The sequence below is a fragment of the Paenisporosarcina quisquiliarum genome (assembly GCF_027563315.1).
Classification (GTDB): Bacteria; Bacillota; Bacilli; order Bacillales_A; family Planococcaceae; genus Paenisporosarcina; species Paenisporosarcina quisquiliarum.
Map to the genome: position 1 here is coordinate 43,774 of NZ_JAMKBJ010000014.1, position 23,192 is coordinate 66,965.

Sequence of the window (23,192 nt, forward strand, 5' to 3'; positions counted from 1 at the left end):
CACTTTTATTCATTTAACCTGCTTGTGGTGATTTGCCGAGTTTAGTCAGACGTTGAGCAAATTCTTCAGAGCGTGGCGCTGTCCCTTTAAAGACATCGTTCAATTCATAAGCTTGAGTTCCGTGTTCGGCAAAGTCTAAACCAATTTTCTCTTCTTCTTTTGACACTCTTAATGTGGAGAATAATCGAATGGCCATCAAACTCCCGCCAACAGTGATGGAAGTCCAAGCAATAATCGCGGCAATCCCAACGATTTGAATGGCAAGAATCCCTACACCGCCTCCATAAAATAAACCATTTGTCGTATCAAATAAACCTACTGCAAGTGTTCCCCAAATGCCTCCGATCCCATGAACCGAAATCGCGCCTACGGGGTCGTCAATTTTGGCTTTCACATCAAAGAAACGAATGCTTTCTGTCATAATGACGCCTGCAATCAGTCCAATGATAATTGAACCGATTAATGAAACGTTTGCGCATCCTGCGGTAATACCAACCAGACCACTTAAAGCGCCGTTCAGTGTAAGAGAAGCATCCATCTGTTTGTAGCGAAGTTTGGTGTGTAAAGCAGTGGACAAAACTGCTGCAGATGCAGCAAGTAAAGTATTAGCAATGACGACCGGCACTAATGTTGTGTCAGCGGCCAAAGTACTTGCACCATTAAACCCAAACCAACCAAGCCATAAAATAAAGACACCGAGCGCGCCAAGAGGTATGCTGTGACCGGGAATGACATTGACGGATTGATCACTATATTTGCCAATTCGTGGACCAATCAACCATGCAGCAATTAATGCCCCGACAGCACCTGTTAAGTGAACGACTGACGATCCTGCGAAATCAATAAAACCGAGTTGGGATAACCAACCACCACCCCATACCCAGTGGCCGACGATCGGATAGATAACACCGGTCATGGCGACGACCAATAGTAGGTAAGAAGATAATTTCATACGTTCGGCAACGGCTCCAGAGATGATGGTTGCACATGTTGCGGCAAAAACAGCCTGGAAAACAAAGAAGCCAATATCTTCACGACCAAGTAAGGCAAACCCTTCTGTACCAATAAGTCCGAAAGCGGAAGTGCCAAACATGAGGGCAAATCCTACGATAAAATAAAGAATAGCGCCAATGGATAACGTTAATAAATTTTTCATTAAGATATTCACTGTATTTTTCGAACGAGTAAATCCTGTCTCGACCATTGCAAATCCAGCGTGCATAAAAAATACTAAAATTGCACCAATCATCATCCACATCATGTCTACTGAACTTTGTACTGCTTCCATTTTTACTCCTCCTTAAAATACAGCGACTGCGCCGCGTTCTCTTGTCCGAATTCGAATTGCTTCATCCACAGGAAGAATGAAGATCTTGCCGTCTCCCACTTCTCCTGTAACTGCGTGATTTAAGATTGCTTCAATTATGGGTTCAACCTTAAAGTCCTCAATGACCATTTCCAATTTGAGCTTTGCTGAAAACTCCATTTCATAAGCGTTTCCTCGAAATAACCCCGTACGACCTTCTTGTCTGCCGCATCCCGCTATTTCAGTTACCGTTAACCCATCAATTCCTTCTTTCACCAATGCTTTCCGAACATCAGAAAATACATCTGGTCGAATAATCGCTTCAATTTTTTTCATTTTCATTCTCCTTTCTAATTCCTAATATCATATGTTAGGTTTTCTAACATGATAATCCACATTGTCTAAAAAATCAAACTATTTTTAAAATTAATGTTAGGTTTTCTAACATCGGGTAATAAAAAATGAGGTTATGTAGGGATTGGGGTGTGAAAATTTGAAGAAGGAGTGGTTTTGATAAAGAAAAAACGAGCGTGGACTGGCCAAGTAGTTGGCTTCTGGTCCCGCTCGCAAAATTAGAGAGATTAAAAAGTATAAGTTTACACATTTAATTTGGAGATTTGTTTTTCGTCCAGTCAAGGTGAGTTTTCATCCATTGAACTCGGGTTTTCGTCCATTCAACTTCGGTTTCTGTCCATTCGCTTGGAGGAGGAAATAATTCTTCTGGAGAAAGACACCGCTCCACCTTCTCTTGAGGACATTTTTCCCTTTTACTGTTGTGCTTTGAAATAGATGGCTGCAAACAGCTTGGCTATCAACAACATGGCTGATTCATCAAAATCAAATTGTTCATGGTGGTGGGGAAATACAAGTGATTCGTCTTGTAATTTTGCACCGACAAAGAAGTAGGCTCCCGGCACAACTTGTGTGTAGTAACTAAAATCTTCTACAGGCATGACGGGCGATGTTTCAACAACTGCATCTGTTCCATAAAGTTCATGACCTGCCAGCCTGACTGTATCCATCGCTTCCGAGTGGTTCCATAGTGCGTCATAACCATTATCAATGGTAACAGTCGCTTTTGCGCCAAGACCTATAGCAACGTTTTCTGCAATTTCACGTATGCGTCGGCTAGCTAGTTTGCGTAGTTCCGGATCGAACACCCGAATGGTTCCTTCAAGTACTGCTTCACTCGGAATGACATTGTCGGCATCTCCGGCATGAAACTTCCCAATCGATACGACCAGTTCCTTTAAAGGGTCTGCATTGCGACTGACGATTGTCTGCAAGGCCACCATAATATGACTCGCAGCCAATATAGGGTCGACACCATTATGTGGTTCAGCTCCATGCGTCCCAGATCCGCGGACCACGATTTTAACGGTATCTTCAGAAGCTTGGAGAAAACCATCTCGGACATAAATTTTGCCACTTTCCATTTTGCTTTGCAGATGGGCACCATAAACGAGTTCGACGCCTTCTAGACAACCGTCTTCAATCATGGCGCGTGCACCACCAGGCGATAGTTCTTCCCCGAATTGGTGAATCAGCACGATGTTGCCTGGCAATTCTTCTTTCACTTCCATCATCGCTTTAGCAAATGCGAGCAAGGCGGAAGTGTGGCCATCGTGACCGCATGCATGCATCACACCTGGAATGGTCGATTTGTATGGGACATCTTTCACATCTTGAATGGGCAACGCATCGAAATCTGCACGGAAAGCAATAGTCTTTCCAGGCTTACCACCTCTAATTGTCCCAACAACACCACGTCCGCCAACACCTCGTTTCACTTCCACACCTAGAGCTTCTAGTTTGGCAGCTATGTATGCAGGAGTATCGACTTCTTGATGTGACAGTTCGGGATACATATGTAAATGTCGGCGAACCTCGACCATTTCATCAAAGAGCAGTTCCAGTTTTTGTTGTATCAATTTTTCCATTTTTCTTCCTCCTTATGAGGTATTGTAGATTGTTAACAATTGTAGCAAATTTTCATTTTCGTGCATAATAAACTTTAATTTTGAATGTTTATGCAGGTTGTTGATGTAGAATTGCCGAGTCAGTTTTCTTTTATCTCATCATTCGATTGGTTAAAATAACGTAGTACATTTAAAGTTGAGTAAAAAACGCATCAAGAATAGGAGGAAACCATATTGGCTACATCTCTACAAGGTAAGAACGCCATTATTACAGGTGCAGGACGCGGTATTGGCCGTGCGATTGCCGTTGCATTAGCGAAAGAAGGAGTAAATGTTGGACTCCTTGCTCGATCTGAAGAGCATTTGCAACAAGTCGTAAAGGAATTGGAAGGTCAAGGTGTAAAGGCAGTTTTCGCAACGGCTGATGTTTCTTCAAACGACGAAGTGACACGTGCGATTGAGTCATTGACAAATCAACTTGGAACGGTCGATATTTTAATTAATAATGCAGGCATTGCGAAGTTCGGTAAATTTATGGATCTTGAAATTGCCGAATGGGAAAAAATCATTCAAGTGAATTTGATGGGTGTTTATTATGTGACACGCGCTGTGTTGCCGGGAATGATTGAACAACAAGCTGGAGACATTATCAATATTTCTTCTTCTGCAGGCCAAAAAGGTGCTCCAATTACAAGTGCATACAGCGCTTCGAAATTCGGTGTCCTTGGAATTACCGAATCACTTGCAATGGAAGTGCGCAAGCATAATATCCGTGTAACAGCACTGACGCCGAGTACAGTAGCTACGGATTTGGCCATCGACAATGATTTGACGGATGGCAATCCAGATAAAGTGATGCAACCGGAAGATATTGCAGAATTTATCGTTGCTCAATTGAAATTGAACAAACGAATCTTTATAAAAGAAGCGGGACTATGGTCAACTAATCCGTAGAACCTTCAGAAGATGTCAGGGGATGGTCGAAATTAGCCATCCACCTGGCATTTTTTATTAGGAATAGCTTTAATTGACCTTTTAGTAGTAAGAAACGGTCCTAATTTAAGTGATGTTATCTGATGATTTACTTAGTTAGAAAAGTAATGGTTTGGACCATACATTAAATTTTTCAAAAGAGTGTAGAATCTGCTGTTGATTGGGTATGGATAAAAGAACATCATATATCTATATTTTTTAATTGGAGCGTGAACGTATGAATCGGATTTTTACTATTCTCGTACTGGCAGGTGTGCCACTAACATTTGTGGGATCTATGATGCATTGGTCCAGTATTGTTATGTTTATTATTTGTTCCGTAACGGTTATTGCGATCTCAAGCTTTATGGGACGCGCAACGGAAAGTTTGGCGATTGTAAGTGGCCCTCGAATCGGCGGGTTGCTGAATGCCACATTCGGAAACGCCGTCGAATTGATTATTTCCATTTTTGCCTTGCAAGCTGGTTTGATTGGCGTCGTATTGGCTTCATTGACCGGTTCGGTACTGGGGAACTTATTGTTAGTGGGAGGACTATCATTCTTCCTTGGAGGACTGAAATTTAAGCGCCAAAAATTCAGCATTCATGATGCGCGTCATAATTCTGGCTTGCTAGTTTTCGCGGTAATTGTGGCTTTTGTCATTCCTGAGATTTTTGCCATGTCAATGAATGAAGCGAAAACGTTACAATTAAGCGTCGGAATTTCGATCATCATGATTGTTCTGTATTTAGCGGGACTCGTGTTTAAATTGGTTACTCATCGTGGTGTCTATGCACATAGTGAGGACAATTCAACATCAGAAGAACATGAAGAACCGGAATGGACGAAGAAAAAAGCTTTAACCATCTTATTGCTTTCTACACTAGCTGTTGCTTATGTATCGGAAAGCTTGGTACATACATTTGAAGCAGTGGGTGAACAATTTGGTTGGTCCGAACTATTTATTGGGGTCATTATCGTTGCCATTGTAGGGAATGCAGCAGAGCACTCATCGGCTATCATTATGGCTATGAAAAACAAAATGGACGTTGCGGTGGAGATTGCCATCGGTTCTACTTTACAAATTGCTATGTTCGTAGCACCCGTGTTGGTTCTAATTTCATTATTTATGCCGCAAGCAATGCCGTTAGTTTTTACAATGCCTGAACTCGTTGCCATGGCTACTGCTGTGCTTTTGACGATCAGCGTTTCGAATGACGGGGAATCCAATTGGTTTGAAGGACTTACATTACTTGCCGCCTATCTAATTATGGGGATTGGTTTTTATTTATTGTAATCTCCAACCAAACAAGAAAAGCTTATGACTTTAATCAGTCATAAGCTTTTTTTGCATCAACGTTTCCACATGGGTATTGACTTCAGTTATCGATTTAAATTGCAATCCAGTATTACGATTGATTGCATGAAGAATGTCTGTTTCTTCAAATGGAGTTCGTTTTGCTTTTTTCTGCGTCGGCAATGTAGAATCATACAAACTGGTTGGAATTACTCCACGAAACTTACAGAATGTTTTCGCGTGAGTTGTTGCAAGTGGAAAAACAGGTGTATGTCCAAAACGTCGTGCTCGATGTAAGTCTGTTTTCATTTCGTGGCTCCTCCTGCTCATAGATGTTACATTAATTTATATACCCACTTTTCAGAGCAATAAGTCACATTCGGTTCAAAATCTGTGCCACAGAAGGAGATTGACTAAATTGAAACATAAATTATATTACCAAGATGCCTACTGCCAAAAAGGAAAATCAATTGTAGTGTGTCAGATGAAGGACGAATCTGACAGATGGTATCTCACACTGGAAGAGACCCTCTTTTATCCAACGGGTGGAGGGCAACCCCACGATACAGGCACCATTAATGAAGTTGAAGTACTGGATGTGGAGGAAGTGGATGGTGAAATCCGCCATTACATATCAGAACCGACATTCGAAGTGGGAGAGAAGGTAGATTTTCAAATTGATTGGACCCGTCGTTTTGACTTTATGCAACAGCATACGGGCCAACATATTTTGACTGCTGCATTTGTTGAGTTGTTTGGTATTCAAACCACGAGTTTTCATTTAGGAAAAGAATTGGTCACAATTGATCTAGATGTGAAGAATGTAACGGACGAACAATTGTTAGAAGTGGAGAAACGCGCAAATCAAATTATTCTAGATAATCGTCCTATTGAAACGAAGTGGGTCACAAAAGACGAGTTATCGAATTATCCTCTTCGAAAACAAGTAACTGTCGAAGAAGACATTCGGTTGGTAATTATTGAGGATTTCGATTATAACGGTTGCGGAGGGACACATCCCTCATCCACAGGTCAGATTGGATCATTGAAAATTCTCGATACGGAATTACAAAAAGGAAAAGTGCGCATTCATTTTGTGTGTGGTAGTAGGGTATTATCACAACTTCACCGTAAACAAACGACTTTGCAGGAAGTGACTCACCTGTTGAGTGCATCTGAAGAGGGCCTATCAAAAGCGGTAAAAGTGTTGCTTGAGAACGCCAAGAAACTGGAGAAACAGCTGGATGAGTCACGTGAGCAATTACTCCATTATGAAGCGAAAGACTTGCTCGGCAACAAGGTCAACAGCGATTCCGTCGAATGTTTATTTAAACAACGACCAATTCAGGAACTGCAAAAACTTGCCCGAATTCTAGTTGCTGATGCACCTACCATCCGCGTGATTTTCATTGCGGAAAATGAAGGTCTGCTTCAAGTGGTTTTAGCACGTGGAGTAGAAAATTATACAAATATGAAACAGTTGTCAGCACAAATATTACCGATCATCAACGGTAAGGGTGGTGGCTCTGAAAGTTTCGCTCAAGGTGGCGGGGCAACAGAGTTAACTGGACAAGAATACTTATCGCAAATTCATCAATACTTAATTTAAGTTTTTATTTAAAAGGGGAGGATGGGGATTGGAATGTCTTCGGTAGAGTGGCATTCCTAGACTAATCCTCTTCGACTATTTACATCTCCTGATATAATCAGATGGCTGATATGTGTTTCACCAAGTTGACTTGCGCATGAGACGTGTTTGAACGATAAACTGTTCGGTTTGAGCGATAAATCCCCAGTTTGAGCGATAAATGGTCAAATCTGAGCGATAAATCTTTTAAACTAGATAACTACCATCTCAGTAGCGGGTTAACTTGTTTATTGAAACGATTTTAGACAACCCATTCAACTAGACTATCTTCGAAAAGTAGAATGTGCGTTCGCTAAATGATATACTTTTCCTACATATTGAAAGATAGAAAGGTGGTGGATTTGTGAAACCAGTGATCGTTGCTGAAAAGCCAAGTCAGGCGAAGGCATATGCAGATGCTTTCAAAGTGAAGAAGCAGGAAGGCTTTTTTGATGTCCAGCCATGTGAGGCTTTTCCTCAAGGTGCCTATATTACATGGGGAATCGGACATTTGGTTGAGCTGCGTGATCCAAAGTCCCACAATCCAAAATGGACGAAATGGTCTCTTCAGACATTGCCGATCTTACCGGATGAATTTCAATTTCAAATTGCTAAAGGCAAGGCAAAACAGTTCGGCATTATTAAGAAGTTAATCTTTGAGGCAGATACGGTTATCAATGCGTGTGACGTTGATCGTGAAGGGTCCAATATTTTCTATAGCATCTTTGATTACACGCGTGCCCGTAACAAGACCATTAAACGTTTGTGGATTAATTCACTGGAAGTGGATGAAGTTCGCAAAGGGTTTATGCAGTTGCAAGACAATCGCAAGGATTTATTGATGTATGAAGAAGCGAAAGCGCGGCAAATGAGTGATTGGCTTGTCGGGATGAATGGTTCCCGTCTTTACACCCTCCTCATTCAACAAAAAGGAATTCGTGAAGTATTTTCCATCGGGCGAGTTCAATCTCCGACTGTTTATTTGATTTACCAACGCGCACTGGAAATTGAACGTTTCGTGCCGGAATCCTTTTTTGAACTGGAAGGAACGTTCAAAGCTGAACATGGCTCGTATAAAGGGAAAGCAAAAGGGAAAATGAAGCTCGTTGAAGAAGCGCAAGAGATCCTGAACAAACATCAAATTGACGGCTTTCTTCCAGGAACAGTGAAACAACTGAAGACGGAAGATAAGAAAATTCTACCGCCAAAGCTTCATGCATTATCCACTATTCAGGCAACGGCCAATCGTAAGTGGAAATACAGTCCTGCGAAAGTGCTGTCAACGATGCAAACTTTATATGAAAAGAAACTGGTCAGCTATCCAAGAACAGACACTCAATTCATTACGCCAAATGAATTTTCTTATCTCGTCAATCAAGTTGAAGCTTACCAACAGTTGATACAACAGCCTTTCCAAGTTGCTTCAAGAAATCCGAGTAAACGGTATGTCGACAGTTCCAAAGTGCAGGAGCATTATGCCATCATTCCGACGAAAAAAATTCCGAGCGAAAAAGTATTGGCTGGCTTGTCACGTGAGGAACGGAATCTTTATGAGGAAGTATTAAGAACGACACTCGCGATGTTCCACTCCGATTATCTATATAAAGAAACAACGGTGACGACGGATGTCAATGGACTCGCCTTTTTCTCGAGCGGTAAAACCGAAACGGATAAAGGATGGAAAGCATTATTTTCGAATGAAAAAGCATCTTCATCTGCCAAAGAACCAACTTTGCCAAAGCTCACACTTCACGAGCAAGTGAAAAGTAAAGTTGAAATTAAAGAAGGCCAAACCACTCCACCTAAGCCATATACAGAAGGGCAGCTCATCGCCATGATGAAAACGTGTGGAAAGTTTGTTGAAGATGCGGTGGATACGGAAATCCTGAAAGAAGTGGAAGGTCTTGGAACAGAAGCGACCCGTAGCGGAATTATTGAAACGATTAAGAGACATGGGTATATTGAAGTGAAAAGAAATATTGTGTCCATTACTGAAAAAGGTCGTGTACTTTGTGAAGCGATTGAAGGCAATTTACTTGCCAGTCCTTCCATGACCGCGAAATGGGAAGCGTACTTAAAGAAAATCGGAACGGGTAATGGTTCATCTGAATTGTTTTTAGGCAGCATCGCTAAATACTTGAATCAATTGATTCAAGATGTCCCGAATCAACTGAACGATAAAACTTTTCATATGACGACCGAAACTTTTGTAAGCAGAAAAGAAGTCGCTACTTGCCCGACCTGTAAAAAAGGAACCATACTTTCAAGGAAGAATTTTTATGGTTGTTCAGGGTATAAAGAAGGGTGTAAACAAACGTTTCCGGCCACATTCCTGAAGAAACGGTTGTCTGCCAAACATATCGACGATTTATGCACGAAAGGCAGAACGGATGTTATTAAAGGATTTGTCTCGAAAGCAGGAAAAAGCTTCAATGCAAAATTGACATTAATTAATGGTCAATTAAAACTGGATTTTAACTAGGAGGACGACACAATGAATGAAAAAAATTATCAAGCCTTAATCGACAATCGTATTTTTATTGGCGGAGTTAACGATGTACCTCAAGCAATTGAAAATGAAAAAATCGATGTTGTGTACGATTTGCGTGCAGAAGTTGGAGCTGCATCAAGTGAAATTAGCAAGCATCAACCGATTGTTGACGATGGGGAATTCCAGGATGAATCCATTCGTACCGGCGTCAAACAAATTGTTCAGGATTACCAGGACGGCAAGAAAATTTTCTTCCATTGCAATACAGGTCGTGGCAGAGCAGGGACAATGGCAGTTGCTACATTAATGGAACTTCGTTTAGCTGATTCAATTGAAGAAGCTGAAGCAAAAGTGAAAATGATCCGTCCCGAAGTGGATGTAAAACCTCAATTCAAGGAAGCATTAACTCGTATCTATGGCAATTAAAAATAAAAAGTTATGAACAAGCAGCCTTAAGATATCGGGGCTGCTTCTTTTTATAGCTACTCATTTTTGGAGATTGGCTTTCTTCCGTTCAATTGGCGGTCGACGGCTATAGAAGTTCACGTGGACATGAGGCTAGCGCTATACAGCATTTATTTTTTGCTCGAAATACTGAAAGTTAATCGGAATAGTATGAGCTAAATGAACCAAACTAAACAGTAGAAAATCGGTTATCCTGATTTTCTCGCGCAGAAACCGGTAAAGTGAAATTATTATTAGGCATCCCTTTTGAGTTGTAACACCATGAACAGCAACGTTTAGTGTGGATGAAATGTTGTCGTGACATGCATTGTCGGTTGGTATGTAGCTGTGTAAAGGTGAAATTTAATCAAAAATGGTGTATACTTACACTAAGAGAACTTTTAGAAGAGGTGAAGAATGGATAATAATCAAATCCCAAGTGCAGTTAATAAGGACTTTTTGACAAAGGAATTAGGGTTAATTCAACATTTAAATACGACCATTTTTAAGAAACGTGACTTTTTTGTATTGTCACCGTCTGTTCAAAATAAGTCTAATGGATTTGATTTAAGAGAAGTTAGTTTAAACAAGTATAACCGAGTAGCCCACAATGGCTATTTATTAATTCGTTATAAAGAACGTTTCTTAATTGCGAAGCTTGCCAATTTCAGAAAGAAAATGATGCGTGAGGAACTAAAAGCAACGAGTACTTCTAAAACGTCTCATTGGAAATTTATTGTAAAGGAAACACCGACATTGCACGTGGTCTGCCAGACTGACAGTGATGAGACGTACCCCTTACAAGAGCCATCAAGCAACCAATTAATTAAGTTTTTTCAATAAATGAATGAAAGCATGTGCCTCCGAGCACATGCTTTTTTTAATTGTCTGCGTATCTTTGGTAGCATTTTTTCATTTGAACCCATTTCTTTGCTTACATGTTTAAAAATTGGGTATATGTGTATGACAAACATGAAAACGGGAGTTGTTATAATGGGGCAACATCAAATTGAATTATCGAATCTGACATTGGCATATGAAGACAGTGGACAAGGTGAAGCGATTGTCTTGCTGCATGGTTTTTGTGGAAGTCATGAATACTGGGATAAACTGATTCCGGCTTTGTCAGAGAATAACCGCGTTATTGTACCTGATTTACCAGGCCATGGAGATTCCACGTTTCCTAAAGGGAATTATGAAATGGAATACATGGCAGATACGTTGGTAGAACTACTGGATAAATTAGAGTTGGAGAAAGTAACTTTATTCGGTCATTCTTTAGGTGGTTACATAACATTAGCATTTGCAGAAAAATATGAAGAACGCTTAAACGGTTTTTCACTGATTCATTCAACTGCACATCCAGATTCTGATGAAGCGAAAGAAGGCCGTGACGCATCCATCGCAAAAGTGAAATCGGAAGGCGTACCTGCTTTGATTGAGGGCTTAATTCCAAAATTATTTGCTCCAGAAAACTTGGAGACACATGCAGAAGATGTGGAGAAAGCTAAAGAAATTGGGAAAGCAACTACTGAAGAAGGCGCCATTGGTATGCTCAAGGCCATGAAAAACCGCCCAGACCGCAATCATGTCATCAAAAACAGTAAGTTGCCTGCACTACTGATTGCTGGAGAAAAGGATCAGGTCATTCCTCCAGAAAAAACGTTCTCTGTTCATAAAGAAACGATTTCTCAGGCTTTAATCAAAGGTGCCGGACATATGAGTATGATGGAAAAACCTGATTTATTAATATCGGAAATTCAGGATTTCTTAAAATCTTAAAACAAAACGCAAGCGACCATAAGTTTGGTCTTTTGCGTTTTTTGTTTTTATTTACCATTATTATTCTATTGACCTCTTTCCTATTATCCGTTAAATTCAGTATTGTATGTAAAATTTATACAAGAGGGGACTACACGAGTGAGAACATCCAATGTAACATCAGAGAGAGAAACGATTTATTTCGTATTGAGTCTCATCTTCAGTATCTTTATTTATATAATTGCCGCCATTTCGATTATCGGAATCGGTATTGCAATTGGTCTGTTAGCCTTAGTGCTATATGCAAATATGGTTATGCTTGGGTCAATTCGAGGGAATGGCATTCGTATTCGTGAAAATCAATTCCCAGATGTCTATGAGCGAGTTGTATCCCTATCAGGGGAAATGGGGCTGAAACGCATTCCTGATGTATTTATCGTACAGTCAGAAGGTGCGTTAAACGCTTTTGCAACACGCTTTTTAGGACGCGATATGGTCGTCATTTATTCGGAAGTTTTCGAACTTGCTAGACAAGGTGGAGCTGCTGAACTAGATTTCATCATTGCCCATGAACTTGCACATATTAAACGCCGTCATGTTTGGAAAAATATTTTACTCGTTCCAGCAACGTTCATCCCGTTCCTGTCGCAAGCTTACAGCCGATCATGCGAATATACGTGTGACCGTGAAGCAGCTTTCTACACGCAAAATGGAACAGCTGCGAAGCGTGCCTTGACCATTTTAGGAGCAGGAAAAGATTTATATCATGAAGTAAACGAATCTGCGTATTTAGAACAAATCAAGAGCGAGTCCAATGTTGCCGTATGGTTCAGTGAAGTATTATCAAGCCATCCACGTTTACCGAAACGCATTCAGTCTGTCGGTCAGTTTATGCGTGTAGAAGGAACGCCGTCATATGAACCGAAAAACGGAAAAATCGTTTTGGGTGCATCTTTATTATTCGGTGGAATGTTTGGTGTGTATTTGCTGATTGTCTTCTTATTCTCTGCAGGTGGATTGGTCTATGCAAGCTTTATACCATCACTTCTTTCTGAAGATACATTCGATTTGTCTGAGGAAGACTATTATCCTTCCGAAGGAGAAACGCCGCTAATGACTGCGGCTTACGATGGGGATATTGAAGAAGTAAATGCATTAATCGAACAAGGTGCCGATCTGGAAGAAAAAGATGCTGAAGGATATACAGCTCTTGGATATGCAGGATTTTTACAGAATAACGATGTTGCACAAGTTCTCTTAGATGCAGGGGCAGACCCGAATGCTCAAAGTGACTATTCGACTGTTTTGCTAGAGGCTTTATACAACGAAAATTATGAACTTGCATCCATGCTTTATGAGTACGGTGCTAATCCAGAACTTGAAGATCCTACAGGCGAATCAGCGTATTCATATTTTGGAGTTGACAATGAAGAAGATTTTTTAAGAGCGCTTGAACAGTAGAATATATAAAAAGAGGACGCGTAAAAGTCAGGTTAATGACTTCTGCGCGTCCTTTTCATTTTAGAAACATTGGAAAGATGAGACTCTGTCTAAATCTGTCCCGTAATAAGTCCATCTACGACCATTCCAACGCCAACCGGCAACGGATTGTCTTCCGACAAATGTTGGGTAGAACCAGAATGAACGACCATTTCGTAGCCATACATACGTAAACCGGAATAAACAGCCTCGAATCGCACCGGGATCTACTGCAAAGACGCCTGCGCCTCCTCGAGATTGTGCAGATTGCTGAGGAACGAAAGTTGGTGGTGGACTAGACGGCGGGCCGCCTGAAGATGGTTGGCCTCCTCCTTGACCAGGGAATCCAGGACCTTGCCCAGGGAAACCGCCTTGTCCTGGGAATCCGGGACCTTGACCAGGGAAACCAGGTGGGAATCCAGGTCCACGTCCAGGGAAGTTCGGCGAGTCATCACCGGGTAGAAATGGGAAAAATCGATTAACCAAAAATGGGTACCTCCTTTAAACTGTATTCAAGGTAGTATATGGCTTTATTGAAGAAGCGTTTGGGTTCCCATGCTCTGCCTAATTTCAACAACTCAAAAATGCCAGGCAAAGGTTATGATAACCGCTGCCTGGCACTAAGTTATTTTTTATAAAACATACATATATACACTTAAAAAGTGACAAAGGGTTCCAAGTAAAATGAAGATGTGAAAAATTTCATGAAAGCCGAGGTATTTTGATTGCATAAATTTGGGCTTGGCACCGTAGATGATGCCTCCGATTGTGTACATGATACCACCTGTAACGAGTAGCCAAAGCCCCTCAGCTTTTAAAGTGGCAGCTAAAGGTGACGCAAGAAATACAATAATCCACCCCATCCCAATATAAAGAGCTGTAGAAAGCCATCTCGGACAGTCGAACCACACCATTTTGAACAGAATTCCTGCAATAGCTAAGCCTGTGACGACGGAGAATAACACAAATCCAGTTGTGCCATTAAGTGCGATTAAGCAGAAAGGCGCATACGATCCAGCAATCAATAAAAAAATCATGGAATGGTCAAGCCTTCTTAAAAAAGCAATGATATGGTCTTTTGCAAGCACCATGTGATAAGTGGCGGATGCAGTATACAATAAAAACATGCTGATGCCGAAAATAATGACAGCAACGATATGTAATGCAGGTGCATCACTTGATGAAGCTTTCAAAAGCATGGCGATTAACGCGATAATAGATAATACAGCACCAGCCAAGTGTGACAAACTGTTAAAAGGTTCTCGAATATAAGCGTGCAAAATAAATACCTCCATCTCAACAAGTAGTTATTAATACTATGTATAATCATATAATCATTTTAACATCTAGTCAACATTTACGACCTATCAATTTTAAGTTACACTTTAACTACTTAATGCCAATGAATTTCGAGGGGTAAACGATGGAGAAATCACAAGAATTGATACAAAAACTTTCTTTAGAAAAGAATATTTCACTTCAGGAAATGCCGGATATCGATTTATATATGGATCAAGTCATTCAATTATTTGATCACACGTTTAAAAGTACAAAACGTAATGATGAAGAAAAAGTTTTGACCAAAACCATGATTAACAACTATGCCAAAGCGAAGCTGTTCATCCCTATAAAAAATAAAAAATATTCGAAGAAGCATCTTATCTTGATTAGTTTAATCTATCAATTAAAAGGTGCTTTATCGATTAATGACATCAAGTCGACCCTCGACGGTCTCAATTCCAAGCTGACTAACGAAGACTTTGAACTGGAGAAATTCTATACTAGTTATCTTGCCATTCAGCAAGGAAATGCATCAGATTTTGAATCGGAGTTTGAAAAGCGAGCACTAGATGTCCACAAAGAAGTGGCCAAAATGGATGATCGCGAAGCGGAAAAACTGGAGAAAATCCTTCTGATTACCTCTCTGGTAAACATCAGTAATTCGTACCGTAAAGCAGCTGAGCTGTTAATCGATGAATTAAAAGAGGAATCACATCAAACCGAGGAAAATCTGAAATCTAAAAAAGAAAAATAATCAAAATGCCTGACGCTTTCAATCTGCAATAAATAAGGAGTGACACATGTGTTAGAACAAGCTACAAAATATTTACAAACCTTTTTTGGATATGAGTCATTCCGAACTGGACAAGAACAAGTTATTACACAAGTTCTGAATGGTGATAATTCAATCTGCGTAATGCCGACTGGTGGGGGGAAATCCATCTGTTATCAAATACCTGCACTAGTTTTGGAAGGTACGACAATAGTTGTTTCTCCTTTGATTTCACTCATGAAAGACCAAGTGGATACTTTGCTTGAAGCGGGAATTCATGCGGCCTATATTAATAGTTCATTGAGTCACGAAGAAGTAAGGGAAGTCTTGTATGATGTGCAACGCGGTGCAGTTAAACTTTTATATATTGCGCCAGAACGATTGGATTCCCAGTCCTTTTTAAATGAACTTCGGGATATTCCAGTACCATTGATTGCGGTGGACGAAGCGCATTGTATTTCCCAGTGGGGTCATGATTTCAGACCGAGCTATCGTTTGATTAGCCGAATGACCGAACTTTTTCCGAATAAGCCAACAGTTCTCGCGTTAACAGCAACTGCCACACCACAAGTACGCGAAGACATTTGCCGCATTTTAAATATTACTGAAAACAATACCGTCATGACTGGTTTTGAACGATCGAATTTAACATTCTCTGTTATACGTGGACAAGACCGGGAAAAATTTGTTAAAGATTACGTAATGAAAAACGAAAATGAATCCGGCATTATTTATGCCGCTACTCGAAAAACGGTCAATCATATATATGACCTGCTGCAAAAACGTGGAATCAGTGTGGCTAAATATCATGGTGGCATGTTTGATGAGGATCGCACATACGAGCAGGAACGTTTCCTTAAAGATGAAGCTCAAGTGATGGTGGCGACCAATGCCTTTGGAATGGGGATCGATAAATCAAATATTCGCTATGTAATTCATTATCAACTTCCGAAAAATATGGAGAGTTATTACCAGGAGGCTGGACGCGCGGGTCGAGATGGATTACCGAGTGCGTGTGTTGTTCTTTATGCATCACAGGATGTCCAGACCCAGCGATTCCTGATTGATCAGGCACAAGATCCAAGTCGTATTCCCGGTGAACTCATCAAGTTGCAGGGCATGGTGGATTACTGTCATACAGAAAATTGTTTGCAGCAATTCATCATTCATTACTTTGGAGACATGGATGCTGATGTTTGTGGCCGATGTAGCAATTGTACGGATCAACGGGAAAGCCAGGACGTAACACAGGATGTACAAATGGTGCTTTCGTGTGTTATTCGAATGGGACAGAAATTCGGAAAAATGCTGACAGCTCAAGTATTGACCGGCTCGAGGAACAAAAAAGTTATCGAATTTGGATTTGATAGACTATCAACTTACGGCATTTTAAAGCATTACAGTGCGAAAGATGTAGCAAACTTGATGGAATTCATGATTTCACAGGACTTACTTGCAGTCGAACATGGGTCATTCCCAACCATCTATGTTACAGAGAAAAGTAAAGAAGTGCTGAAAGGCAATCAAAAAGTCCTCCGCAAAGGGTCGATTGTTACCCAACAAGTTGCTGACAATGATCCATTGTTTGAAGAACTACGAGTTGTGAGAAAAAGATTGGCTGATGAATCGAATGTTCCGCCATTTGTTGTCTTCTCGGATAAAACATTGAAAGACATGTGTGCTAAACGTCCGAAAAATGAAGAAGAGTTTCTTGAAGTCAGTGGTGTGGGTGCTAATAAGCTTGAGAAATATGGAGAAGCATTTCTTAATGTCATTAATCAATGAGAATTAGGACTCCAGATCTTATCAAATTTTTCATCTACTTCTTTTTCATAACGGCACTCGCTTTTATAGGAATCCTCATTGCAGATATGGATAATCTTCAGCGGTATGTTCATTTAGATTACTCGAGGATGGCAAGCGCCATCATTCGTACCATCATCAGTTGGATGCATTTGTGGTTTGCTACATTGTTGTTTAAAAGGTTTAAGGACATTCCTACATGGTTGAAAATTTTGCTGGCAGTGCCGTCTGCTTTACTGGCAATATTTTTTGCTGGATTTCTAGTCAGTTTATTTGTCGACTTAGAGACATAATACACAAAAAAGGGCTTTTCCCATTGTCATCACGAATGACAACGGGGAAAGCCCTTTAAATGCTTAATCTTCTTTCGAAACTTCCAACTTTTCATTTCCCATGAAATAAACAGCGACTACTGAAATGGCAATCGGAATGAGGGACCACAGGAAAGTAGCAGAGATGGAATTAGACATCGCATTGACAATGACTTCCAAGATGTTTGGTGGAATCATCTGACGTTGTTCAGGTTGGAATACGGTCTGTAAATTGTCGATGGTTTGTGATGCACCTTGACCAGAACCGCCAAGCTTGTCTTGTATTTCACTGGTCAGCAATTTCGTTTGCAATGATCCGAATATGGTAATACCCAGCGCCAGACCCAATGACCGGAAAAATGAATTGGTCGAGTTGGCGGAACCTCTATGGCGATAATCCATCTTGTGCATACTTGCTGAAGGTAATAATGAAAATGAGAACCCGACACCCATTCCAACCAATACCATATACAAAGTAAGTAATATACGGCTTGTATCAGGAGAAATTGTTGACATAAATGCCATCCCGACGGCATAAAAGACGACGGAAATCGCCATGATTTTTTGGTAAGAAATTTTGGATTGAGCAATCCCTGCAAAAGCACTTCCTGCTACTGACCCTAGTAGCATCGGCATTAAGATAATCCCGGCATTCGTTGCCGAGCCGCCATATACTGCTTGAACAAAAATAGGGATGAAAATCGTCAATCCGACAAATGTGGCCCCATATAAAAAGGCGAGCACTTGTGATGACGCAAAAAGGCGATTTTTGAACATCCAAAAAGAAATAATTGGTTCGGATGCTTTCGTTTCTGCCCAAATAAACACAATGGAAAACACAATGAAAATCCCGAATAAGGTGTAGCTTTGCCAAGAATTCCAGGCAAATTCTTTTCCGGCAAGCTCCAGTCCGAACATAAGGCTAACGACGGCGGTAATGAGAGTGAATGCGCCAAGCCAGTCAATTTTAAGTTTCGCAGTTTGCTTCGTTTCTTTGTAAAATTTCAGAATCAAGAATAGAGAGACAATCCCGATTGGCACGTTCACATAAAAGACCCAGTGCCAGCTGATTGTGTCGGTAATAAAAGCGCCAAGCAACGGCCCGAGAACACTGGATGCACCGAACACGGCACCTAATAATCCAGTCATTTTTCCTCGTTTTTCGGGAGGGAATATATCAAAGACAATCGTAAACGCAATCGGCATTAGAGCCCCACCACCGATTCCTTGAATAGCACGGTACACAGCCAGTTGAGGTACCGATTGGGCAATTCCACATAATGCAGACCCTATCAGGAAAATCGTCAAACCAAAGACAAAGAACCGTTTACGTCCATACATATCGGATAATTTACCGAAAATCGGCATCCCAGCCAAGACGGCTACAGCATAAGCTGAGGTAATCCACACGTAGCTTTCCACGCCACCCAAATCAGCCAAAATCGACCCAAGTGCAGTAGCGACAATGGTATTATCCATCGCAGCCATCAAAATAGCTAACATGAGGCCTGTCACGACCAGGCGTAAATTTCTTTTTTCTATCATTCTACTAACTCCTCTGGATTGAAAAGATATGAATTGATTCAATGAAGAAAGTATATCAATAGAGTTGATAAAAAAGAAACTTCAAATGTAATCATTGGTGGAATAAAATGGGTGAAACCAATTAAATAACGTTTAATGCCGATTAACTTTTCATACATGCCGATTAAACGTCATGTCATGCCGATTAACTCACCATCCATCAATAATGAAATTAAGATTGCATTTTATTTCCAAATTCACTATAATCATTTCAACCATATAAGAAACGGCGATGACGAGGAAAAGTAGTGGGACGATGTTATATAGAGAGCTTCTGTTGGTGGAAATGAAGCAAACTAGTCTGACGAACATGATCTCTGAGCTTTGCACTGAAAATCTGATGATGAGTAGGTCTGCAACAAGAATAGACACTTGTTACAAACGTCTGAGTATAACTGACATGATTTAAAGTCTGCGTACTTATGAAGGCAAGTGGCGTGAGCTGTTTGTAAACTAAGGTGGTACCACGGGGAGTTTTCAACCTCGTCCTTATCGATAAGATAAGGGCGGGGTTTTTTTATGCATTTAAAGGGGGAGTCAGAATGAATATTTTTATTGGGGGAGCATGGCCATATGCCAACGGTTCGTTGCATCTAGGTCATATTGCGGCTTTATTGCCAGGAGATATTTTAGCCAGGTATTACCGCCTGAAAGGAGAACATGTCTTATATGTATCGGGCAGTGATTGTAATGGTACCCCGATATCTATACGGGCTAAACAGGAAGGGGTATCTATCGAGGATATAGCCAATCGTTTTCATCAGGAATTTGAAGAATCCTTTTCAAAACTCGGCTTTAGCTATGATACGTACTCAAGAACGGATCTCCCGCAACATCATGAAGTCGTTCAGCAAATCTTCCTAGAGCTTCTTGAAAATGGCTACATTCATAAGCGGGAGATCGAGCAAACTTACTGTGATTTCGACCGACAGTTTTTACCGGATCGTTATGTTGAAGGGATTTGTCCAAACTGCGGGCAGCCATCAAGAGGAGATCAATGTGATCACTGCTCTTCCATTCTTGACCCTTTGGATTTACTGGAGCGGAAGTGCAAAATTTGTGGCAATGAACCTACCACCAAGACAACGGAACACTTCTATTTTTCTTTAAGTTCTTTCCAAAAAGAGATGGAGAATCGAGTGGAGCTTGCAAAGGAAAACAAGCAGTGGCGGGAAAATGCTATTCATCTGACTGATCGTTATTTAAAAGAAGGCTTACACGACCGAGCTGTCTCAAGAGATTTGCCAAATGGAGTAAGCGTACCTGTGGAAGGTTATGAACAGAAAAAAATCTATGTATGGATTGAAGCGGTTGCGGGTTACTACTCAGCCAGCAAACGTTGGGCAACCGAGACGAATCAAAGTGATGCCGCATTTTGGGAGAAAGAAACCGTCTCCTATTATGTACATGGGAAAGATAATATTCCGTTTCATTCAATTATTTGGCCATCCATCCTCTCGGGTATTGGAAAAGGTGTTCATCCAACCCACATCATTTCGAATGAGTACTTAACGCTGGAAAAGAAAAAATTGTCGACGAGCAAAAACTGGGCGGTTTGGGTACCAACGATGCTGGAAAGTTACGATCCCGACTCAATCCGATACTTTTTGACGGAGAATGCGCCAGAAAATAGAGATGCTGACTTTTCATGGCGTGAATTCATTTTAAGTCATAACTCAGAACTGCTTGGTGCTTACGGTAATTTAGTGAATCGAACTTTGAAATTTATCGAGAAGTCTTTCGAAAGTCATATTTCTGGGGAAATAGATAAAACCATCAAGGAAAAGGTGTCGTCCAAATACGAAGAGATCGGTCTGGACATTGAACAAGGACATTTTAAAGAAGCGATCCAATCCATCTTTGAAATGATTCGATTTGGAAACAAATACTTTGACACTAAACAACCATGGAGAACACTTCATGAAGATAGAGAAGACTGTCAAAATGTGTTGCTTACTTGCGTGCATATCATTTCAAACAGTGCCCAACTGTTAGCACCGTTTTTGCCATTTTCGAGTGAAAAACTGAGAGGAATGTTAGAGTTGGCACCCTATTCGTGGCAGCCAATTGAAAAGGTTAGTTATCAACTATCAGATATCAATCCCTTGTTCGAACGGATTGATTTAAAACAGATTGAGATTGAACTAGAAAAACTTAAACTGAACTCGCTTTAATATAGAAATATTCATACGAGAGCTCACGATAAAATACTAATAGTGCAAAGACGTTTCAATTCCAAAGAGAAGAGTTGATTAGATGGTGATAATACGAGAGGCTATAGATGAAGAACTTGAACTAATTCGACAACAAAGAGTGAGTGCATATGAAGAACATGCGAAAATCATTCCCGATGGTCATTGGCATGCATTAAGAAAAGCTATTATGTCAGATGCTGATACTCAAAACGGTGTTGAACTTTTGGTTGCTGAATTGGAAGGGACAGTCATAGGAAGTGTAGCGTTGTTCCCTGCTAAATCTGATGCTTACAAAGGACTGGTAGATGTATTGGATTATCCTGAAATTAGAATGCTAGCTGTTACTTTAGAGGCACGAGGAAGAGGTGTAGCAGAAGCTTTAATAAAGGAATGTATTATGCGAACAAGAGTGAAAGGTTCTCAAAGCATTGGATTACACACAGCTGATTTTATGAAAACGGCTATGAGACTGTATGAGCGCATGGGATTCGAACGCTTGCCACAGTTTGACTTTGAACCGGCAGGAGATGGAATTATTGTGAAAGCGTATCGATTATCCATTGATTGATATACAAAACAGGAAATGATCCTACTGCGGTTACTCGTCGCAGGGATGCTCCATATCTCAAGATAAAAGAGTAATACAGAGAAATTAGCAAGGTATTGGTGAAGGCGAGGATTTTCCGAGACGATGCACACACCAAAGCTTCTACAACGTGAACGTCGATTTTACCTACGTGAACGCCAATAATTACAACCAAGGCTCGGTAAAATAATTCTCCTTCAATTTCCAGAAGGTGGGGCGTGTGTTTTCACGCTTCGAAATTTATGTATCTTCCTTATTCCATTCAAACATAAATAAAGAGCCAAGAATCGTTTATTTTAAACGATTCTTGGCTCTTTTTATTTAAACTCACATGTAATCCTTGTCTCCAGCATTTCGCGAATAGATCGTCATAAGCGACGAAACCTATTTTCCAACAAACAGCTGAACTTCAACTCCTGAAGGATCAATTGCCCCTATATAGTCAATTTGTTCGAAGACAGACGCCCCGATTTCATTTAATTGCTTCACAACTTGTTGTCTTGATGCATCATCCGGATAAACGATTGAAAAACTTTTCAATCCAAGAGTTTGTTCCGAGCGTTTAATCGAGCTAGGGTGTCCCCATGTATTAAGCGCAATATGATGGTGATAGCCATTTGAAGAAATAAATGTTGCTTGTGTTCCATAGCGACTCACAACATCAAATCCTAAGCCCTGGACATAAAACGTTTCTGCGTCAGCGAGATTTGCGACACGAAGATGAACGTGACCCATCACGGTTCCTTCAGGCATGGCAGTAAATGATGTCTGCTCTGCACTTGCCACAAGCCCCTCAATATCAAGTGGATCCACAGTCATTTCAACCATATCACTTTGCCATTTCCACACATCAGGGCTACGGTCATAATAAAGTTCAATGCCGTTCCCATCAATATCATTTAAGTACAGCGCTTCGCTCACCAGGTGATCGGAGGCTCCACTAAATGGATAGCCGGTGCTGCGAATATGATTGAATATGCTACCAAGATCCTTCTTAGAAGGCAATAGAAAGGCCATATGGTATAGTCCTGCAGCATTTGGCGCGTGATTGCTGACTTCTATGGGTTGTTCAATTGTTAAGATTGCATCTTGTCCGTTTGTAGTAAAACGGACAATTGATTTTGTTTGCTCTAGAATACGCAGTCCCAAAATGTTTTCGTAAAAAATAGTAGAGCGAGATACGTCTGCTACTTTTAAATGGACATGCTTTGTATAAGTGGTTGGATGTTGATGGAATGTCATAATCATTCTCCTTTTGGTTACATTTTAAAAGCTAGTTACTTTATGTAAGTTAGTTTACGGGAGTTTGCGACATAAGTCAACACTATTTTCGATTAAACTTTCCCTCAATAGGCAAGACTTAC

General features: G+C 40.7%; 21 protein-coding genes. 13 read left to right on the forward strand and 8 right to left on the reverse strand.

Annotation, left to right across the window (positions count from 1 at the left end; translation table 11 throughout):
• Nucleotides 1–13: 13 nt before the first annotated feature.
• From M9R32_RS13740 to M9R32_RS13750, 3 genes are all read right to left on the reverse strand, one after another.
• Nucleotides 14–1,288, reverse strand: coding sequence for an ammonium transporter (locus M9R32_RS13740; RefSeq protein WP_269927318.1), 1,275 nt, complete (start codon nt 1,286–1,288; stop codon nt 14–16).
• Nucleotides 1,289–1,300: 12 nt separating this feature from the next.
• Complete coding sequence (locus tag M9R32_RS13745) at nt 1,301–1,642, reverse strand: P-II family nitrogen regulator (protein ID WP_269927319.1); 342 nt, start codon at nt 1,640–1,642, stop codon at nt 1,301–1,303.
• Between the two features lie 431 nt (nt 1,643–2,073).
• The gene (locus M9R32_RS13750) at nt 2,074–3,246 is read right to left on the reverse strand and encodes a M20 metallopeptidase family protein (protein ID WP_269927320.1); all 1,173 of its coding nucleotides are present in this window, start codon (nt 3,244–3,246) and stop codon (nt 2,074–2,076) included.
• A 213-nt stretch (nt 3,247–3,459) separates the two neighbouring features.
• On the opposite strand from M9R32_RS13750, the gene M9R32_RS13755 reads away from it, so the two are divergent.
• The gene (locus tag M9R32_RS13755; RefSeq protein ID WP_269927321.1) at nt 3,460–4,179 is read left to right on the forward strand and encodes a 3-ketoacyl-ACP reductase; all 720 of its coding nucleotides are present in this window, start codon (nt 3,460–3,462) and stop codon (nt 4,177–4,179) included.
• Nucleotides 4,180–4,435: 256 nt separating this feature from the next.
• Nucleotides 4,436–5,494, forward strand: coding sequence for a calcium/proton exchanger (cax, locus tag M9R32_RS13760; RefSeq protein ID WP_269927322.1), 1,059 nt, complete (start codon nt 4,436–4,438; stop codon nt 5,492–5,494).
• A 30-nt stretch (nt 5,495–5,524) separates the two neighbouring features.
• On the opposite strand, the gene M9R32_RS13765 is transcribed toward cax, so the two are convergent.
• Nucleotides 5,525–5,803: a hypothetical protein gene (locus M9R32_RS13765; RefSeq protein ID WP_269927323.1), complete on the reverse strand. Its 279-nt coding sequence runs from the start codon at nt 5,801–5,803 to the stop codon at nt 5,525–5,527.
• A 100-nt stretch (nt 5,804–5,903) separates the two neighbouring features.
• Between M9R32_RS13765 and M9R32_RS13770 the strand changes: the two genes are divergently transcribed.
• From M9R32_RS13770 to M9R32_RS13795, 6 genes are all read left to right on the forward strand, one after another.
• Complete coding sequence (locus tag M9R32_RS13770) at nt 5,904–7,103, forward strand: alanyl-tRNA editing protein (protein WP_269927324.1); 1,200 nt, start codon at nt 5,904–5,906, stop codon at nt 7,101–7,103.
• Nucleotides 7,104–7,485: 382 nt separating this feature from the next.
• Nucleotides 7,486–9,603, forward strand: coding sequence for a type IA DNA topoisomerase (locus tag M9R32_RS13775; RefSeq protein ID WP_269927325.1), 2,118 nt, complete (start codon nt 7,486–7,488; stop codon nt 9,601–9,603).
• A gap of 12 nt (nt 9,604–9,615) precedes the next feature.
• The gene (locus M9R32_RS13780; protein ID WP_269927326.1) at nt 9,616–10,038 is read left to right on the forward strand and encodes a protein-tyrosine phosphatase family protein; all 423 of its coding nucleotides are present in this window, start codon (nt 9,616–9,618) and stop codon (nt 10,036–10,038) included.
• A 435-nt stretch (nt 10,039–10,473) separates the two neighbouring features.
• On the forward strand, nt 10,474–10,899 hold the full coding sequence (locus M9R32_RS13785) for a hypothetical protein (protein WP_269927327.1): 426 nt from the start codon (nt 10,474–10,476) through the stop codon (nt 10,897–10,899).
• 150 nt (nt 10,900–11,049) lie between these two features.
• Entirely contained in the window at nt 11,050–11,838 is a 789-nt protein-coding gene (locus M9R32_RS13790) for an alpha/beta fold hydrolase (protein ID WP_269927328.1), read from the forward strand.
• A 138-nt stretch (nt 11,839–11,976) separates the two neighbouring features.
• Complete coding sequence (locus M9R32_RS13795) at nt 11,977–13,278, forward strand: M48 family metalloprotease (protein ID WP_269927329.1); 1,302 nt, start codon at nt 11,977–11,979, stop codon at nt 13,276–13,278.
• 60 nt (nt 13,279–13,338) lie between these two features.
• On the opposite strand, the gene M9R32_RS13800 is transcribed toward M9R32_RS13795, so the two are convergent.
• On the reverse strand, nt 13,339–13,782 hold the full coding sequence (locus tag M9R32_RS13800) for a transporter (RefSeq protein WP_269927330.1): 444 nt from the start codon (nt 13,780–13,782) through the stop codon (nt 13,339–13,341).
• A 146-nt stretch (nt 13,783–13,928) separates the two neighbouring features.
• Nucleotides 13,929–14,576 carry a PAQR family membrane homeostasis protein TrhA gene (trhA, locus tag M9R32_RS13805; protein WP_269927331.1) on the reverse strand — a complete coding sequence of 216 codons (648 nt, stop codon included), beginning with the start codon at nt 14,574–14,576 and terminating at the stop codon, nt 13,929–13,931.
• Between the two features lie 143 nt (nt 14,577–14,719).
• Here trhA and M9R32_RS13810 point away from each other — a divergent pair, with 143 nt between their 5' ends.
• The 3 genes from M9R32_RS13810 to M9R32_RS13820 all read left to right on the forward strand — a co-directional run bounded on the left by M9R32_RS13810 (nt 14,720) and on the right by M9R32_RS13820 (nt 17,445).
• A complete protein-coding gene (locus M9R32_RS13810) occupies nt 14,720–15,331 on the forward strand; it encodes a DUF1836 domain-containing protein (RefSeq protein ID WP_269927332.1) in 612 nt (203 codons plus the stop codon).
• Between the two features lie 48 nt (nt 15,332–15,379).
• Entirely contained in the window at nt 15,380–17,134 is a 1,755-nt protein-coding gene (gene recQ, locus M9R32_RS13815; protein ID WP_269927333.1) for a DNA helicase RecQ, read from the forward strand.
• A gap of 86 nt (nt 17,135–17,220) precedes the next feature.
• The gene (locus tag M9R32_RS13820) at nt 17,221–17,445 is read left to right on the forward strand and encodes a hypothetical protein (protein WP_269927334.1); all 225 of its coding nucleotides are present in this window, start codon (nt 17,221–17,223) and stop codon (nt 17,443–17,445) included.
• 63 nt (nt 17,446–17,508) lie between these two features.
• Here M9R32_RS13820 and M9R32_RS13825 read toward each other — a convergent pair whose 3' ends face one another.
• A complete protein-coding gene (locus M9R32_RS13825) occupies nt 17,509–19,008 on the reverse strand; it encodes an MDR family MFS transporter (protein WP_269927335.1) in 1,500 nt (499 codons plus the stop codon).
• Nucleotides 19,009–19,589: 581 nt separating this feature from the next.
• On the opposite strand from M9R32_RS13825, the gene metG reads away from it, so the two are divergent.
• Both metG and M9R32_RS13835 read left to right on the forward strand, forming a co-directional pair.
• The gene (gene metG / locus M9R32_RS13830; protein ID WP_269927336.1) at nt 19,590–21,221 is read left to right on the forward strand and encodes a methionine--tRNA ligase; all 1,632 of its coding nucleotides are present in this window, start codon (nt 19,590–19,592) and stop codon (nt 21,219–21,221) included.
• An 82-nt stretch (nt 21,222–21,303) separates the two neighbouring features.
• Nucleotides 21,304–21,810 carry a GNAT family N-acetyltransferase gene (locus tag M9R32_RS13835; protein ID WP_269927337.1) on the forward strand — a complete coding sequence of 169 codons (507 nt, stop codon included), beginning with the start codon at nt 21,304–21,306 and terminating at the stop codon, nt 21,808–21,810.
• Nucleotides 21,811–22,212: 402 nt separating this feature from the next.
• On the opposite strand, the gene M9R32_RS13840 is transcribed toward M9R32_RS13835, so the two are convergent.
• Nucleotides 22,213–23,070 carry a VOC family protein gene (locus tag M9R32_RS13840; RefSeq protein ID WP_269927338.1) on the reverse strand — a complete coding sequence of 286 codons (858 nt, stop codon included), beginning with the start codon at nt 23,068–23,070 and terminating at the stop codon, nt 22,213–22,215.
• Between the last annotated feature and the right edge of the window lie 122 nt (nt 23,071–23,192).